The organism is Roseovarius litorisediminis (assembly GCF_900172295.1).
GTDB lineage: Bacteria > Pseudomonadota > Alphaproteobacteria > Rhodobacterales > Rhodobacteraceae > Roseovarius > Roseovarius litorisediminis.
On record NZ_FWFL01000014.1, the window covers coordinates 40,202 to 55,053 of the forward strand.

The following is a 14,852-nucleotide window of genomic DNA, read 5'->3' on the forward strand; positions in this document are numbered from 1 at the left end:
ATGCTGGAAATTGAAAACCTGAATGTCTGGTTCGGGATCGGTCGCGACAGGGTCGATGCGGTACGCGGCGCCAGTTTTTCGGTGGCTGACGGCGAAAGCTTTGGGTTGGTAGGCGAAAGCGGTTCCGGCAAGTCGACGATCCTCAAGGCGATCACCGGACTGGCGCCAACCTGGTCTGGCAGGATTGCGGTAGATGGCCAAGAGTTGGGCAGACGCCGCGACAGAACATTCTACAAATCCGTCCAGATGGTATTTCAGGATCCCTATGCCTCACTTCACCCGCGCCATTCGGTCGATCAGGTTCTGAGCGAAACGCTGCACTTGCACGGGTTTCGCGATATCGATGAGCGCGTGGTGCAGCTTTTGGAGGATGTAGGCCTTGGCGCGCGGTTCAGGTTTCGTTATCCGCACCAGTTGTCCGGCGGGCAGCGGCAACGTGTGGCGATTGCCCGGGCGCTGGCTGGCGAGCCGAAGCTGCTGCTGCTGGACGAACCGACATCCGCACTGGATGTGTCGGTGCAGGCCGAAATACTTAACCTGCTGGCCGACCTCCGCGAGGAACATGGGCTGACCTATCTGATGGTCTCGCACGATCTGCCGGTGATTGGCCATATGTGCGAACGGCTTGCGGTTATGAAAGACGGCGAAATTGTTGAGGTTATGGATGTTGAAAAACTGCGCCAGATGAAAGCCGAGCACCCCTATTCAAAGGCGCTGTTGGCAGCATCTGTCGCGGGTTAGGCCAATCTGTACCATCCCATCGGGATCGACCTGGGGTCAATGCCCCCGCCCGTTGGCAAGCCTTTGGCGATCTCAATCAACTCGAACATGGGCGCGCGGATGCCCAAGCGATTGTTTCTGCTGACGTTTTTCCAGCAAGACCTCGTCGCGCGGGCGCCAAGTGTATCGCCGGTCTGAACCAGTCCGCACCCAAGTCAACTCACCACCCTTTCGCCAAGGGTCCAGCACGATCCCCTGAAATATCGTATCCCCCCGCAGGCTTACGATTGCAGTGCTGTGTTCAAGCCGGAACGGGCTGCTAGGAGTGGCCACCGCCCGGTGAAGGTCAAGCGTCTGAAAATTCTCTTTCATCAACCGTGCCTCGATATCATGCGCCCAGTGCCAGCACAGACCGCGCGGCTTCAACCCAAAATTGACTTTGGTATTGTGGACAATCGGTGGATCGGTGATCTGATACTCTTGCGCCAGCTGCGCGGTATACTCATAAGCAATGCGCGCCGCACGCTGTGCTTCATTCGGGTCAACCTTGGGGCCAAGCGCACGGATTTCCTGGGTCAGGCGATTGATTTGTCGCGGGTCCACAGGTTGCTGCGCCGCTGCCAAACCGCTGACAGCGGTCAGCATCACCAGAAGTGAAAACAGATACGCTATTTTCCTTTTGATCATAGTGATCCCCGACCGCATTCAAACGCTCTTGCCTTCATATTAATGGGTACCATCACGGCTGTCGAGAAACCGCAAATGCAATGCTAAGCCGCAGAATTTACAATGGACCCTGGCCAACAGACCCTGATGGTGAAGCCTATCCCCCCCGCACCAGATCATCTTCGTCATCGATGGCGGACAGGCCCAGTTCATCCAGGCCATTTTCTAGGTGGTCCGACAGATGCGGGCTTCCCAGCAGGTAGTCCGCTGTTGGCGTTGTTGCCTCTTCGCGGGCGGTTGCCTTGGCTTCTTCCAGTTCATCGGCAGTGAAACTTTCACGACCAATCCACATAAGCGCCACAAGACTAACCTGTTCCTCTTCGGTCAACCGGTCAATAAACGCCCGAAGCTCGGATTCGGCGCGATCCAGTTCACGGGCCATCAGGATGACCTGCGCCACTTTATATGTGCTGATGTCTAACATTGTTCTCTCCTGTCAGCGCTACGGTACCACAGGATTGAACCTGTTGCGCGGTCCGCGTCCTTGATCTCACTCAATAAGGCGGAAATAGGCCGGACTTGGCATTATCGGATTTTTGCGCACCTGGCCGCAGAGATTGCTTCTGACCTATCAACCGTAGCGCTGCACAAAGTTTCGCAAGATCAGTTCGGGCGCGCGCACATCTGCCGCGCGGCACATCGCAATCAGGTCACTGGCTGTTTCAGGCGGGAAATAACCTCGATGTTTGTATATATTGATCCGGGTCTCAAACCCTGCGGCGTCAGCCTCGGGATGGAATTGCGTGGCATAGACATTCTTTTTGTAGCGAACCATCTGGAAGGGACAGGTGGGGGAACTGACCAGATGAGTGCAATCATCGGGTAAGGACTGCATCGCTTCCTTGTGTCCGACAAAAGCCGTAAATCTTTCGGGTACACCATTCAGCAATGGATCGTCAGCACCCTGAGGTGTCACTTCGCAATCCGATGTTCCAACTGGTTCAGCAAAGGCGGCCTTGCTGATGTCACCGTTGAGGTGCTTGCCAAGAATGCCAATGCCGTAACAGCAACCAAGGAAAGGGAAATCGATTGCGGTGATTTGGGGCATCAAAGCCAGCACCTGTGCCTCGATTCGCGCCTCGACGGGGGTTTTGTCGTGTGGCGCATCACTGACGCAGCCGGGCCCGCCACCAACAATCACACCGGCAAGCTCTTTCAGCTGCAAGTTCGCAGGCAGGTCGGTTTGGTCAAGCCGAATACGTTGTGTCTGATCAGCGGTCATCCCACCTTTGCGCAGGATCGCGGCATATTCGTCATCGGCAGCCTCGGTTTCGGGGCGCAGCTGCAGGATCAGAAAGGGTTTGAGCATTTTTTGCTTTCAGTTTTTCAGAAACGCATGCCGGTTTCAGCCCAGATCGTCAAGCCAAGGCAAAACGGATCCGCCCGACGTGCTAGCTACGGCGTGGTTAAAAGTCCGATTTTCATCCATTCGCTTGACCCTGCGCCGCAATCGAATACCTTGCGCGCATCTGCAAATTTCTGGCAAGGATACTGACATGACCCAACGCCTGCATCTGGTTTTTGGCGGCGAACTGGTCGATCCATCCAAAAATGTTTTCAAGGATGTCAGCGATCTGCATATCGTCGGCATTTTTCCGAACTACGAAACGGCTTACAACGCCTGGAAGGCCGAGGCCCATCGCACCGTCGACAACGCACACATGCGCTATTTCATTGCCCATCTGCACAAGTTGCGCGACGAAGAAAGCGAAACCTCTTCGACAGAGGAACTGGGGTAGGCAAGCAATGAGTCGCTCGCTTAGTCTAGCTGCTTACCTGGCATATGCGCGCCGCAGTTCGCAGCCACAAAATATACCGGACATACCGCGCCCGAAGGGTGAGCTGATCTGGGCGCATGCGGTGGATTCGATACGTGCCGACGCCCTGGTGCAACTCACCGAACGCCTGGTTCAGCAACGCCCCGGCGTGCAGATGTTGTTGACGACAAAGGGGGATGTTTCAAGTCCGTCCAGAACATCCGATGCCGTTATCTGGCAACCTCTGCCCGATGACACAGTCGATTCAGCCGAAGTTTTCCTTGGCCACTGGTCACCCGACGTCTGCCTCTGGACGGGTGGCGATCTGCAGCCGGCCTTTTTGATTCAAGCGGATCAGCGCGGCGTTCCCTTGTATCTGATCGACGCCGAAGAAACGCTGCTTGACCGACCGGGCTGGCGTTGGTTTCCGGATCTGCCGCGTTCAGTGTTAAGACTATTCACGGCGATCATGGTCCGGACAGAAAATACCGCGCGCTACCTGCGACGGCTGGGCATCCGCGACGACGATATCTTGGTTACAGGTCCGTTTCTGGGAGGGGCGATGGCACTTCCCTATACTGAATCTGATCGCGAAGAACTTGCCGAAATTCTGCGCGGGCGCCCCATATGGTTGGCGGCAATGCTACAGTTGAACGAGCTTGAGGTCGTTCTTACCGCTCACCGTGACGTCAGCAAGCTGGCACACCGGACGCTGCTGGTGATCGTCCCGAATGATATCAACCAAAGCCAAGAAATGCAGGAGCAACTGGATCTGGAAGGTTGGCGTTACGTCATCTGGTCCGAAGGGCAAATACCAGATGAGTCTACACAAGTATTACTTGCCGACACACGCGGGGAAATGGGCCTGTGGTACAGGCTTGCGCCGATAACTTTTATGGCCAGTTCTTTATGTCCGGGCCAGTCGGGCTGTGATCCCAACGAGCCCGCAGCACATGGATCGGCCATTCTTTATGGCCCCAACATTAAGCAGTACCTGTCCAGCTATTCCCGCTATGCCGAGGCCGGGGCGGCCCGGATCGTTCGGGATACCGAGACGCTTGCCGCAGCTGTTCGACGTCTGATCGCACCCGATCAGTCAGCGCTGATGGCGCATGCGGCGTGGGATGTCGCATCCCAGGGTGCAGCAGTGACAGACCGTATACTTGATACAGTGCAGGACACATTGGATGTGACGGTGGCGCGATCATGAAAGCACCCGGTTTCTGGTTTACGCCGCCCGGCAAACCCTCGATCATCGCGCGCCTTTTGGCGCCACTTGGCGCGATTTATGCCCGGGCGACCAGACGGCGGCTGGCAAATGGGCAGGGCTTCAAGGCGGCAATGCCAGTCATTTGTGTTGGCAACCTTAACGCCGGCGGAACAGGAAAAACGCCGACCGTAATTGCGCTGGTGACCCACCTTTTGGAAAAAGGCGAAGAACCTTGTGTTTTGTCACGGGGCCATGGTGGCACGCTGGAAGGACCGGTCGAGGTCAACCCTCGTCGACATACGGCTGCCCAGGTCGGTGACGAACCTTTGCTATGCGCCGCCTTCACTGATACCTGGATCGCCCGCGACCGTGCTGAAGGCGCGCGCCATATCGCCGCCGAGCAAGAGGACGACGACGGGATTTCTGTAATTGTAATGGATGACGGATTTCAAAATCCGGAACTTGTCAAAGACCTGTCGATCGTCGTGGTGGATGCTGTCAAGGGCTTTGGCAATGGCCGCTGTATACCGGCCGGTCCTTTGCGTGAACCGGTGCATGAAGGGTTAGCGCGCGCCGACCTTCTGCTGTCAATAGGCCCCGACAGTGCGCAAGACAGCTTTGCTAAGGCATGGGGTGAAAAAATTTCCATTCCCCATCTGAAAGGGCATCTGGAGCCTTTGGAAACAGGCATGGACTGGACAGGCGCCCCCTTTCTGGCCTTTGCTGGGATCGGCCATCCAGGTAAGTTTTTTGCCACCCTGCGCGGCATGGGGGCCACTTTGGCCCGCTGCGAAGCTCTGGACGACCATCAGCCCCTGACCGACTCTCTTATGGCGCGACTCGAGCGTGAGGCCGATCAATTGGGCGCTCAACTGGTAACAACGGAAAAAGATGCGGTTCGCCTGCCGCCCGACTTCAAGCGCAAGGTTGTTACCCTGCCCGTCCGGCTGAAAATCGAGGATTGGGCGCCTCTGGACGCGGCATTGTCACGTATAGGTCTGTAAATAAAAGATAAGCCAAAGCTTTGAGGTTGGGGCGAAGTAACCGACCTCGCCCCAGACGCTTTTATGGTTATTCAGCGAGCTTTTCGTCGATGATAACCTTCAGGTCGGCATAGCTCATATTTGAATATTTCTTGCCGTTGATGATCAATGTCGGCGTCGACGTCACATCATCCCTGGCGGCATTCTGTTGATACCACGCAACCAGCGCCTTGGCTTTGTCCGTGTCACTCAGGCACGCCTCCAACTGGTCTTCGCCAAGACCGGCGATCTTGCCGATCTTGCGCAGATTTTTAGAAATCTCAACCGGGTCACCGTTGCCGATCCATTCTTTTTGCTGAGTGTAAATCATGTCGGAGATGCCAAAAAAGCGCTTTTCGCCATCACAGCGCGCCACCATGGACGCCCACAAGCCGAAGCGGTCGAAATAGACATCGCGATAGGTGAAGTGCACCTTGTCATTATCCAGATACTCGGCCTTCAGTTTCTTGAAAGGACCTTTGTGGAAATTCGCACAATGCGGACAGGTGAACGACGCGTATTCCACGATGGAAACCTTGGAGTCTTTCTGGCCAAGCGACATTTCGACAATACTTGAGGTATCAACCTCTGCAGCCTCTTGCGCACTTGCGGCCCCAAAAGGCAGGGCAGGAGGGGTTGATGGCCCGCTACCCATCCAAAAAAAGGCTCCTGCTGCAAAGGCAAGGCTTGAGACACCGGCAATAATCATTCGCTTCATAAGGGTCACTTTCGTAATTTCAGCGTTTCGACTTTGATAGTACATTCCGCCCCAGAGTTTCCAGTGCTTCGCGCAGGGAAGTATCGCCCACAGGTGCCACCAGTTTTGCGGCCTTTTTCAGGGTCTCTGGTTCAGGAAGAGGTTTGGTTTCAGGGGGTGCGTGATGCGCAAAACTTGCCTGACCCTCGGCAAAACCCGTCGGTGCTGTCTGGGTGATGCGCAAGCGCGATATGGCGTTATACCCATATACTGCGTTCACTTTGTCGCGCAGCTTTTCCTTTTGCATTTCCAGCATCGGGGCCTGAGCCCCTGTTGTCAGCACTGTCAGAGTTGCCCCAAGCCCCTGTCGACCGTAAGCGACATTGACCGGGTGCGCAATTGCGGCGATGTCTTCACCGACAATTTCGGCCCAATGGGTCAGCAGACGGGACTGGGCGAAACCACGGCTTTCAGAAGCGCCGCGGATACGCTTTTGCAGCAGTGTCGAGGTGCGTTTGAACCCCCGGGTCGGGGATTTGGGGGCAGCCATGGTTGGACTCCTGTACTCACACCCTAATTTAGGGCATGTGACAAAGCATACCAGCCCCAAACCCGACCGACGGATAAAGAATGTGTGACACCGCCAACGCTGCCGACCTGCTGCACTGGTACGATGCCCATGCACGTGTATTGCCGTGGCGCATCAGTCCGGCGGCCGTGAACGTAGCAGGCACCCCGCCTGATCCATACCGTGTCTGGCTGTCCGAAGTAATGTTACAGCAAACGACCGTGGCCAGTGTGAAATCTTATTTTGAAAGGTTCACCACACTATGGCCTACCGTCGGCGATCTGGCCGCTGCCGAAGATAGTCAGGTCATGGGGGAATGGGCCGGATTGGGATATTATGCCCGCGCAAGGAATTTGCTGAAATGCGCGCGCGTGGTGGCCGGCGACTACAATGGGGCTTTTCCCGATACCCGAGAGGCTTTGCAGAACCTGCCGGGCATCGGCCCTTATACAGCTGCCGCCATTGCCGCCATCGCTTTTGACCGGTCCGAAGTGGTTGTCGATGGCAATGTCGAACGGGTGATGGCGCGTATCCATGATATCCACACGCCCCTGCCTGCCGCCAAACCCGCGTTGACGCAGGCAGCTGCGAAACTGACCCCAAAAAAGCGACCCGGCGACTATGCGCAGGCCGTGATGGATCTGGGGGCGACTATCTGCACACCAAAATCCCCCGCCTGCGGAATTTGCCCCTGGATGAAAGCCTGCAAGGCACGTGCCCGTGGTACCGCTAGTGAACTGCCCCGGAAAACGCCGAAGAGCCCCAAGCCCACGCGGCTTGGTATTGCCTATGTGGTTTTGCGCGACGATGGTGCTTTTTTGCTGGAACGTCGTCCCGACAAAGGCCTGTTGGGCGGCATGCTGGGCTGGCCTGGTAGCGACTGGAGCGAGGCCCCCTCTCCTTCCCCGCCGATCAAAGCCGAATGGACCTTGCTGGCAGAAGAGGTACGGCACACGTTTACGCATTTCCACCTGCGCCTTCAGATCACAATCGCCCTTGTGAATACCGACGCGCAGCCACTGACAGGTGAATTCCTGCCTAAACCGCAGTTCAGACCATCCGAATTACCCACCGTCATGCGCAAAGTTTATGATCTTGCCCATGGCGCGCTAAAGAATATGCCTTAAACTCTGCCACGAAAAGCACCCCTTCCATAGTCGGAGCCAGTTATGATCCCCTCCAGTCAGGTCGCCAAGTTTCAAAATGCCCTTCCGTTCTGGATGTCGCTGCTGCTGGTCCCCATCGCCCTGATCGGAGCACTTTATGGGGGATGGACTGTCGTGCTGCTGCCCATTGTCACGTGGTATCTTTTTTCGATTCTCGATGCCTTGCTGGGCCTTAACCTTGAAAACGCCGATCTGGAAACCCGTGAAGATCAGCTGACCTGGTACAAAGCCATCACGTTGATCTGGGCACCGCTTCAGTTTTCCCTGCTTTTCTGGATGATCTGGTATGTCACAGGCCCGGGCGACAGCCACTTGGCGCCGCTGGAAAAGATCGTGCTGTTCTTTGGCGTTGGCGTGATTACCGGGACGGTGGGCATCAATTATAGCCATGAACTGATGCATCAAAAAGACCGTGGCGAAAGATTTCTGGGTGATGTGCTGCTGGCGATGGTGCTGTATTCGCACTTCCGATCAGAACATCTTCTGGTGCATCACCGCCATGTCTGCACCCCGCGCGATCCGGTAACGGCCCGCTACAACGAAGGCTTTTACCGGTTCTTTCCCCGTGTGTTGACCGGCTGTCTGAAATCCGCTTTCAAAGCAGAAAAAGACATGCTGGCGCGCAAAGACAAGCCTTGGGCAAGCCTTGGAAACCCCTTTTTCCGCTATTGGGCTTTGCAGGGTTTCATGCTGGTGCTGGCCGCTTTGATCGGGGGCTGGATTGGCGTGGCGCTGTTTGTCTGGCAGGCGTTTATTGCGGTCTGGCAATTGGAACTGGTGAACTACATCGAGCATTACGGTCTGACGCGTAAGCATCTGGGCGATGGCAAATACGAGCACGTTAAACCACAACACAGCTGGAATGCGGCGCAGAAGGTTTCAAACTGGTTGCTGATCAATCTGCAGCGCCATTCCGACCATCATTACAAGCCTGACCGGCGCTTTCCGCTACTGCAGAACTATACCAATACCGATGCACCGCAACTGCCCTATGGCTATTCGGTCATGACCATGGTCGCGATGATCCCACCGGTATGGCGCCGGGTCATGAATCCAAGGGTACGGCGCTGGCGGCAGATGTATTATCCGGAAATTACCAACTGGCAGCCCTACAACACGGCACGCAATCCTCAGCCCAGGTGACAGTTCGCCAGCGCCTGGTAGGTGTGGTATAGTAACTTCGCGCGCGTCCAATCAGCGGAGGAAACACCATGCCCCTGACCCAAAGACAGCTGGAATTGGTACGCGAAAGTTTTTCGGTATTGCGTGACGACCCAATCCCTAAATCCATTGATTTCTATACCTCGCTATTCCGGCAAGCCCCTGAACTCAAAGCCATGTTTCGCGAAGATCTGGCGGGTCAGGGCATGCGGTTCATGGCGACCCTAGGTGCTATTGTTGACAACCTGCACGATACTAAAGCCATGGCTGACCGATATGCCGATCTGGGACGCGCGCATCGGGCCTTGGGGGTCAGGGCACAGGATTTTGAACCCATGGGCAAAGCCCTGATCGAGACGCTGAGCGCAACATTGGGTGATGCGTTTACACCCGAAATGCAGGAAGCGTGGGAAACCGCTTATACCGAGTTTTCACGGGACATTATCGCAAAAGGTGATATTCCCCAGCCCCCCAGTTAAGCGGCATTTTCCATCGGCAAGTGCCCTGTTTTCACATAGATCAGGCATCCTTCGTCGGAAAATGGCGTGTGCCGGGATAAATGTGGGCTGCGAATCCATGTGCCAGCAGGGTATGATCCGTGTTCGTCCTGAAAAGTGCCCTCTAAAACAAAGATTTCCTCGCCCCCCCAATGCTGGTGGGCGTTGAACCTGGTGCCCGGCGCCCAGCGGACCAGCGCCACGTTTTCATTGACCGCACTATGCAGCGGCAAGACAGACAAGCCTCCAACCAGCCCGGGCTGAAACTGGGCCTTGGTGGTGTCAATATGGAAGTGCGCGGTATCGCTTTCGTCGAACTGGTGCAGCTTTACCAGAATCGTACAGCCCTCGTCTGTGTGCGGTTTGTGAGTGGTGCCGATTGGATTGCGCACATACGTGCCTGCCGGGTAATCACCTGTTTCATCAGAGAATACCCCTTCCAGAACCATAAATTCCTCCCCCCCGCCATGAGTATGCGCATCGAATTGTGAACCGGGGGCAAACCTGACAATCGTGGTGGCGCGGGCAACTTCGTCACCGATGCGGTCCAACATCATACGCTCAACCCCCATGGCAGGCGAACTGACCCAATTGTAATCTTCTGGCCGAACGACAACCCGTTGTGAAAAATCGGCATTAATACGCATTCTGTTTCCTCCGAATTACCCTACCAACTAGTAGATAGCTTTTTCGATTTCAAGACCAGCCCACAAAAAGATTATGTAAGATCTATAAGGTTCGTACCTGAATTCCCTAAAGAATGCACCGACGTCCATTGTCGCAAAAGAAAAACCCCGCAGGCGGAACCTGCGGGGTTTGGACGTTTCAGAAATCCGCTAATGGATCAGCTGGTCTTTTTGCCTTTGATCGGCGCCCAGATCCGCTTGTTGGTCAGATAAAGCAGAACCGACAGAACCGTCAGAAAGATCACCCCGGTCAGACCGGCATTTTTGCGCGCCATCAGCTTGGGCTCGGCGGCCCACATCAGGAAGGCGGCAACATCTTCGGATTCGTGATGAAGCTCGTTCGAGTGGCCATCGGCATACTCGACATCCTCACCCAGCAGCGGCGGGCCCATGGCGATCCATCCACCGGGGAATGCGGTGTTTTCGTAGAAGGTGGTGCCTGCCTCTTCTTTTTCCTCACCGGTATAGCCGGTCAGGATCGAAACGATATATTCCGGGCCGCCCATACCTTTGATCAGCTGGTTGATACCCGACCCATAGGGGCCATGGAACCCGGCACGCGCCTTGGCCATCATGCTGAGATCAGGCGCGCCTGCTGCGGTATTGGCCGGGAAGTGATCGGTCGGAGCGGCCGGACGGTCGTCTTCCAGTTCGGCGTCATACACACTGAAGTTCTGTTCGGCGTAGGCGCGAACCTGATCTTCAGGCAGAGCTGGGCCACCTTCGTCGCCCAACGTGCGCAGCGGCACATAGCGCAGACCGTGGCAGGCCGAACAGACCTCGGTATAGACCTGCAGGCCACGTTGCAGCTGGTTCTGGTCGAACTTTCCAAACGGGCCTTCGAACGAGAAGTCCACATCATGAACGTGGCTTTCCCCGCCTGCAGCAAGTGCTGCCCCGGCTGAAAGGGTCAGGGCGGTAACAGCGGATAGGCTGAGTTTCTTAAACATTATCCCGTTTCCTTTCTTATTCAGCCGGCGTTTCGGCTTTGCCGTAGTGGCTGGCAAAGTCGGCCTCGATGGTTTCGGGCTGTGCGGTTGGCTTTTCGAGCACACCCAGCAGCGGCAGGATCACCAGAAAATAGGCGAACCAATAGGCCGAGCCGATAAGCGAGATGATCGAATAGGGCGGTTCGGCCGGCATGGCGCCACACCACATCAGCACGACAAAGTCGATGCACAACAGCGCAAACCACCACTTGAACATCGGCCGATACCGGCCTGAACGCACGCTGGAGGTATCCAGCCAGGGCACCAGAGCCATCACTACGATCGCACCGAACATCGCCAGAACACCAAAGAACTTGGCGTTGATGATGCCACCGGTGATCCAGCTTGCCAGCATCACAACCCAGACATCGGATGTGAAGGCCCGCAGGATCGCGTAGAACGGCAGGAAGTACCATTCAGGCACAATGTGCGCAGGCGTCGACAGCGGGTTTGCTTCGATATAGTTGTCGGGGTGACCCAGATAGTTGGGCATGAAGCCGACGATGGCAAAGAAAACGGCCAGGATGACTGCCAGTGCAAAGAGGTCCTTGATTACAAAGTAGGGCCAGAAAGGCACTGTGTCTTTTTCGGCTTCGGCCTTTGAGCTTTTGCGCGGGTCAACACCGGTCGGGTTGTTGTTGCCGGTAGTGTGGAACGCCCAGATGTGCACAGCGACAAGGGCCGCAATCACGAAGGGCAGCAGGTAGTGCAGCGAGAAAAAGCGGTTCAGCGTAGCATTATCCACCGCCGGTCCGCCCAGAAGCCACGTCTGGATCGGTTCACCAATGAAGGGGATCGCTCCGAAAAGTCCGGTGATCACCGTGGCACCCCAGAACGACATTTGCCCCCAGGGCAGAACGTAGCCCATGAACGCAGTGCCCATCATGGCCAGATAGATCAGCATGCCGACAATCCACGTAATTTCGCGCGGGGCCTTGTAAGAGCCGTAATAAAGGCCGCGGAAGATGTGCAGATAGACGGCAAAAAAGAACAGTGACGCGCCATTCATGTGCAGGTAGCGCAGGAAGTGGCCACCGTTTACGTCGCGCATGATATGTTCGATCGAAGCGAAAGCCATATCGACATGCGGGGTGTAATGCATCGCCAGCACGATGCCGGTAACGATTTGCAACACCAGACAAAAGGTCAGGACGATACCCCAGATCCACATCCAGTTCAGGTTCTTGGGTGTGGGGATCATGATGGTGTCATATAGAAGACCAACGATGGGCAGCCGTGAGTGCAGCCACTTTTCGATGCCGGTCTTGGGTTCGTAATGATCGTGCGGAATTCCGGACATTGCGCGCTTCCTTATCCCAGTTTGATCGTCGTATCGTCGACGAATTCGGCCAGCGGAACCGGCAGGTTTTCAGGGGCGGGCCCTTTGCGGATGCGGCCCGAAGTGTCGTAATGCGACCCATGGCAGGGGCAGAACCATCCGCCAAAGTCGCCAGCACCGTCCCCGATTGGCACGCAGCCAAGGTGGGTACACACACCGATCATCACCAGCCATTCACCACTTTCATCCAAAGAGCGGTTCTGGTCAGCGGCATCAGTATCCGGCTTGTTCAGGTTTTCCGAGGTCGTATCAATCAGGTCGCTCATTTCGACGGCGCGGGCAGCGTCGATCTCGTCCTGCGTGCGGCGGCGGATAAATACCGGTTTGCCCAACCACTTGACGGTCAGTTGGGTGCCGACGTCGACACCGGATACATCAACACGGATCGAGGACAGCGCCTTTACGTCTGCGGACGGGTTCATCTGGTCAACCAGTGGCCAGACGGCGGCCCCTGTGGCTACGGCACCTGCGCCAGCCGTGGCGTAGTAGAGGAAATCTCTGCGGGTGCCGTCGTGATCTTCTGCGTGGGACACGAGGTATACTCCATTCTCAAAGCCGCGACCGGGCTCATACGGGTTTCGGGCTGCGAGATTCCCGCAACCGTTCCGGACCGTTGTTTAGCGGGGCTTTTAAGGCCAGTCCAGTGCGCAATGCCGATGTTTTGAACTCGGCGCGCTTGTGTCGCGCTTGAGAGTGGTCGAATCCGGGTGTAAGCATGGGGAAATCTTAACGTGATGCCACCCGGAAAGGCCCATGAATATGCTGAAATCCCTGAAACTGACCGCCGCCGCGATTGCGCTGATTGCCAGCCCTGCCGCTGCGGAAATGGAACTTAGCCTTTACATGGGCGTTCAGAATGTTCAGGACAGCACGGCTTCTGGCAATTTGCCGGGCGGCGCGTCCTTCAGCCGCAACGTCAACTGGGAAGGCAAACCGCTGGAGAATCCCTATTATTACGGTGGCCGGGCAATCTGGTGGACACAAGGCAATCTGGGTTTCGGCATTGAAGGTACGCACACCAAGGCGTACGCCTCGGATGCGGACCGGGCGGCCATCGGTGTTGACCGGCTGGAGTTTTCGGACGGGCACAACATTATCACCGCCAACATCATGAAACGCTGGCCCGGCGTATTCAACAACGCCAAGTTTACGCCCTATGTCGGCGCTGGCGTGGGCGTTGCGATTCCCCACGTCGATATCAGGGTCACAGGCGCTACCGACCGGACCTTCGGGTACGAAACGACCGGCCCGGCAGTTCGCGGCATTGCCGGCATGAAGTACAACCTTAACGACAAATGGGCGCTGTTTGGCGAATATCAGGTTGTCTGGTCGGACAACGACGCCACCATCGACCCCGATCCTGGCCAAACGGCGGGTAAGCTGAAAACAGAACTCGTGACTCACGCGGTCAATCTGGGCATCAGCTACAGCTTCTGAAGCGTTTCGACCCTGCATTATCCTAAAAGGGGCAGTCCTGATCATAGGGCCTGCCCCTTTCTGTTTCAGAGACAGAAAATGAAAGCAACAACTACTCCCAAGGTCCAATAGCCATTGGCGCAGGTTCCGCCTAGAGTGACCGCAACAAGTAGGAGACCCACGATGAAACTATCTGATTCCCGCGTGATCGCAGCCCCCCGTTCCGAGGTCTGGGCCGCCCTGTTGTCTGCTGATGTTCTGAAAGAATGCGTCCCCGGTTGCCAGGAGATGTCAGGCTCGGCCGAGGACGGATTCGAAGCGACAGTCGTGCAAAAGGTCGGCCCTGTCAAAGCCACGTTCAAGGGCGCGGTGACCCTGTCTGACAGGGTCGAAGGCGAAAGCCTTACGCTGTCCGGCGAGGGCAAGGGAGGCACTGCCGGTTTTGCCAAAGGCGGCGCAGATGTGCGCTTGGAAGACGCCCCCGAAGGCACAAAACTCAGCTACGACGTCGAGGCCAAGGTTGGTGGCAAACTGGCCCAATTGGGCAGCCGCATCATCGACGGGTTTGCCAAAAAGATGGCCGACCAGTTTTTCCAGCGCTTTCAGGAGGTCGTTGAAGGCCCCGCCGAAGAGACGGCGCAGGATGAAGAGGGCGACACACCCGAGAAAAAGGGCTGGTTGAAACGTACTTTTGGCGGCTGACACCACACAGGATTTCCAAAGGGAGAAAAAATGACGAAAATTACAATGACCGTGAACGGAACGTCCCGCTCGGCCGAATCTGAAGGGCGTACGTTATTGGTTGATTTTTTACGTGAGGGTTGTGGATTGACGGGGACGCATGTTGGGTGTGACACGTCGCAATGCGGGGCCTGTGTTGTGCATGTTGACGGGCGTG

At 56.3% G+C, this 14,852-nt stretch carries 19 protein-coding genes; 10 read left to right on the top strand and 9 right to left on the bottom strand.

Features of this window, described 5'->3' with window-relative positions:
• The gene (locus PEL8287_RS18590) at positions 1-741 is read left to right on the top strand and encodes an ABC transporter ATP-binding protein (RefSeq protein ID WP_176228699.1); all 741 of its coding nucleotides are present in this window, start codon (positions 1-3) and stop codon (positions 739-741) included.
• A gap of 72 nt (positions 742-813) precedes the next feature.
• Here PEL8287_RS18590 and PEL8287_RS18595 read toward each other — a convergent pair whose 3' ends face one another.
• The 3 genes from PEL8287_RS18595 to PEL8287_RS18605 all read right to left on the bottom strand — a co-directional run bounded on the left by PEL8287_RS18595 (position 814) and on the right by PEL8287_RS18605 (position 2,755).
• Entirely contained in the window at positions 814-1,407 is a 594-nt protein-coding gene (locus tag PEL8287_RS18595) for a hypothetical protein (RefSeq protein WP_085893964.1), read from the bottom strand.
• A 136-nt stretch (positions 1,408-1,543) separates the two neighbouring features.
• The gene (locus PEL8287_RS18600) at positions 1,544-1,870 is read right to left on the bottom strand and encodes a DUF3775 domain-containing protein (protein WP_085893945.1); all 327 of its coding nucleotides are present in this window, start codon (positions 1,868-1,870) and stop codon (positions 1,544-1,546) included.
• Positions 1,871-2,017: 147 nt separating this feature from the next.
• Entirely contained in the window at positions 2,018-2,755 is a 738-nt protein-coding gene (locus PEL8287_RS18605; protein ID WP_085893946.1) for a glutamine amidotransferase, read from the bottom strand.
• A gap of 187 nt (positions 2,756-2,942) precedes the next feature.
• On the opposite strand from PEL8287_RS18605, the gene PEL8287_RS18610 reads away from it, so the two are divergent.
• The 3 genes from PEL8287_RS18610 to lpxK are packed head-to-tail and all read left to right on the top strand — an operon-like array spanning position 2,943 to position 5,417.
• Positions 2,943-3,185, top strand: a complete 243-nt coding sequence (locus PEL8287_RS18610; protein ID WP_085893947.1) for a DUF4170 domain-containing protein — start codon at positions 2,943-2,945, stop codon at positions 3,183-3,185.
• Between the two features lie 7 nt (positions 3,186-3,192).
• Positions 3,193-4,413: a 3-deoxy-D-manno-octulosonic acid transferase gene (locus PEL8287_RS18615; protein WP_085893948.1), complete on the top strand. Its 1,221-nt coding sequence runs from the start codon at positions 3,193-3,195 to the stop codon at positions 4,411-4,413.
• Positions 4,410-5,417 (top strand): tetraacyldisaccharide 4'-kinase, encoded by a 1,008-nt coding sequence (gene lpxK, locus PEL8287_RS18620; RefSeq protein WP_085893949.1) that lies wholly within the window; start codon positions 4,410-4,412, stop codon positions 5,415-5,417. The genes PEL8287_RS18615 and lpxK overlap by 4 nt, the downstream gene beginning before the upstream one ends.
• Before the next feature lie 67 nt (positions 5,418-5,484).
• Here lpxK and PEL8287_RS18625 read toward each other — a convergent pair whose 3' ends face one another.
• Both PEL8287_RS18625 and PEL8287_RS18630 read right to left on the bottom strand, forming a co-directional pair.
• Entirely contained in the window at positions 5,485-6,153 is a 669-nt protein-coding gene (locus PEL8287_RS18625; RefSeq protein WP_085893950.1) for a DsbA family protein, read from the bottom strand.
• Positions 6,154-6,172: 19 nt separating this feature from the next.
• Complete coding sequence (locus PEL8287_RS18630) at positions 6,173-6,682, bottom strand: DUF721 domain-containing protein (protein ID WP_085893951.1); 510 nt, start codon at positions 6,680-6,682, stop codon at positions 6,173-6,175.
• 80 nt (positions 6,683-6,762) lie between these two features.
• Between PEL8287_RS18630 and mutY the strand changes: the two genes are divergently transcribed.
• The 3 genes from mutY (at position 6,763) to PEL8287_RS18645 (ending at position 9,506) form a co-directional block, all read left to right on the top strand.
• Positions 6,763-7,827 carry an A/G-specific adenine glycosylase gene (gene mutY / locus PEL8287_RS18635; RefSeq protein WP_085893952.1) on the top strand — a complete coding sequence of 355 codons (1,065 nt, stop codon included), beginning with the start codon at positions 6,763-6,765 and terminating at the stop codon, positions 7,825-7,827.
• Positions 7,828-7,869: 42 nt separating this feature from the next.
• Positions 7,870-9,009, top strand: a complete 1,140-nt coding sequence (locus PEL8287_RS18640) for an alkane 1-monooxygenase (protein WP_085893953.1) — start codon at positions 7,870-7,872, stop codon at positions 9,007-9,009.
• A gap of 68 nt (positions 9,010-9,077) precedes the next feature.
• Positions 9,078-9,506: a globin domain-containing protein gene (locus PEL8287_RS18645; RefSeq protein ID WP_085893954.1), complete on the top strand. Its 429-nt coding sequence runs from the start codon at positions 9,078-9,080 to the stop codon at positions 9,504-9,506.
• On the opposite strand, the gene PEL8287_RS18650 is transcribed toward PEL8287_RS18645, so the two are convergent.
• From PEL8287_RS18650 to petA, 4 genes are all read right to left on the bottom strand, one after another.
• The gene (locus PEL8287_RS18650; protein WP_085893955.1) at positions 9,503-10,171 is read right to left on the bottom strand and encodes a cupin domain-containing protein; all 669 of its coding nucleotides are present in this window, start codon (positions 10,169-10,171) and stop codon (positions 9,503-9,505) included. The two genes, PEL8287_RS18645 and PEL8287_RS18650, sit on opposite strands and share 4 nt — an antisense overlap.
• A gap of 197 nt (positions 10,172-10,368) precedes the next feature.
• Positions 10,369-11,160, bottom strand: a complete 792-nt coding sequence (locus PEL8287_RS18655) for a cytochrome c1 (RefSeq protein WP_085893956.1) — start codon at positions 11,158-11,160, stop codon at positions 10,369-10,371.
• Between the two features lie 16 nt (positions 11,161-11,176).
• A complete protein-coding gene (gene petB / locus PEL8287_RS18660; RefSeq protein WP_085893957.1) occupies positions 11,177-12,499 on the bottom strand; it encodes a cytochrome b in 1,323 nt (440 codons plus the stop codon).
• A gap of 11 nt (positions 12,500-12,510) precedes the next feature.
• Positions 12,511-13,071, bottom strand: coding sequence for a ubiquinol-cytochrome c reductase iron-sulfur subunit (gene petA / locus PEL8287_RS18665; RefSeq protein ID WP_085893958.1), 561 nt, complete (start codon positions 13,069-13,071; stop codon positions 12,511-12,513).
• A 220-nt stretch (positions 13,072-13,291) separates the two neighbouring features.
• Here petA and PEL8287_RS18670 point away from each other — a divergent pair, with 220 nt between their 5' ends.
• The 3 genes from PEL8287_RS18670 to PEL8287_RS18680 all read left to right on the top strand — a co-directional run.
• Positions 13,292-13,975, top strand: coding sequence for an outer membrane protein (locus tag PEL8287_RS18670; protein ID WP_235862340.1), 684 nt, complete (start codon positions 13,292-13,294; stop codon positions 13,973-13,975).
• A gap of 162 nt (positions 13,976-14,137) precedes the next feature.
• Positions 14,138-14,656 carry an SRPBCC family protein gene (locus PEL8287_RS18675; protein WP_085893959.1) on the top strand — a complete coding sequence of 173 codons (519 nt, stop codon included), beginning with the start codon at positions 14,138-14,140 and terminating at the stop codon, positions 14,654-14,656.
• A 30-nt stretch (positions 14,657-14,686) separates the two neighbouring features.
• Positions 14,687-14,852: 2Fe-2S iron-sulfur cluster-binding protein (locus tag PEL8287_RS18680; RefSeq protein ID WP_139837864.1), on the top strand; the 166-nt coding region annotated here is incomplete at its 3' end.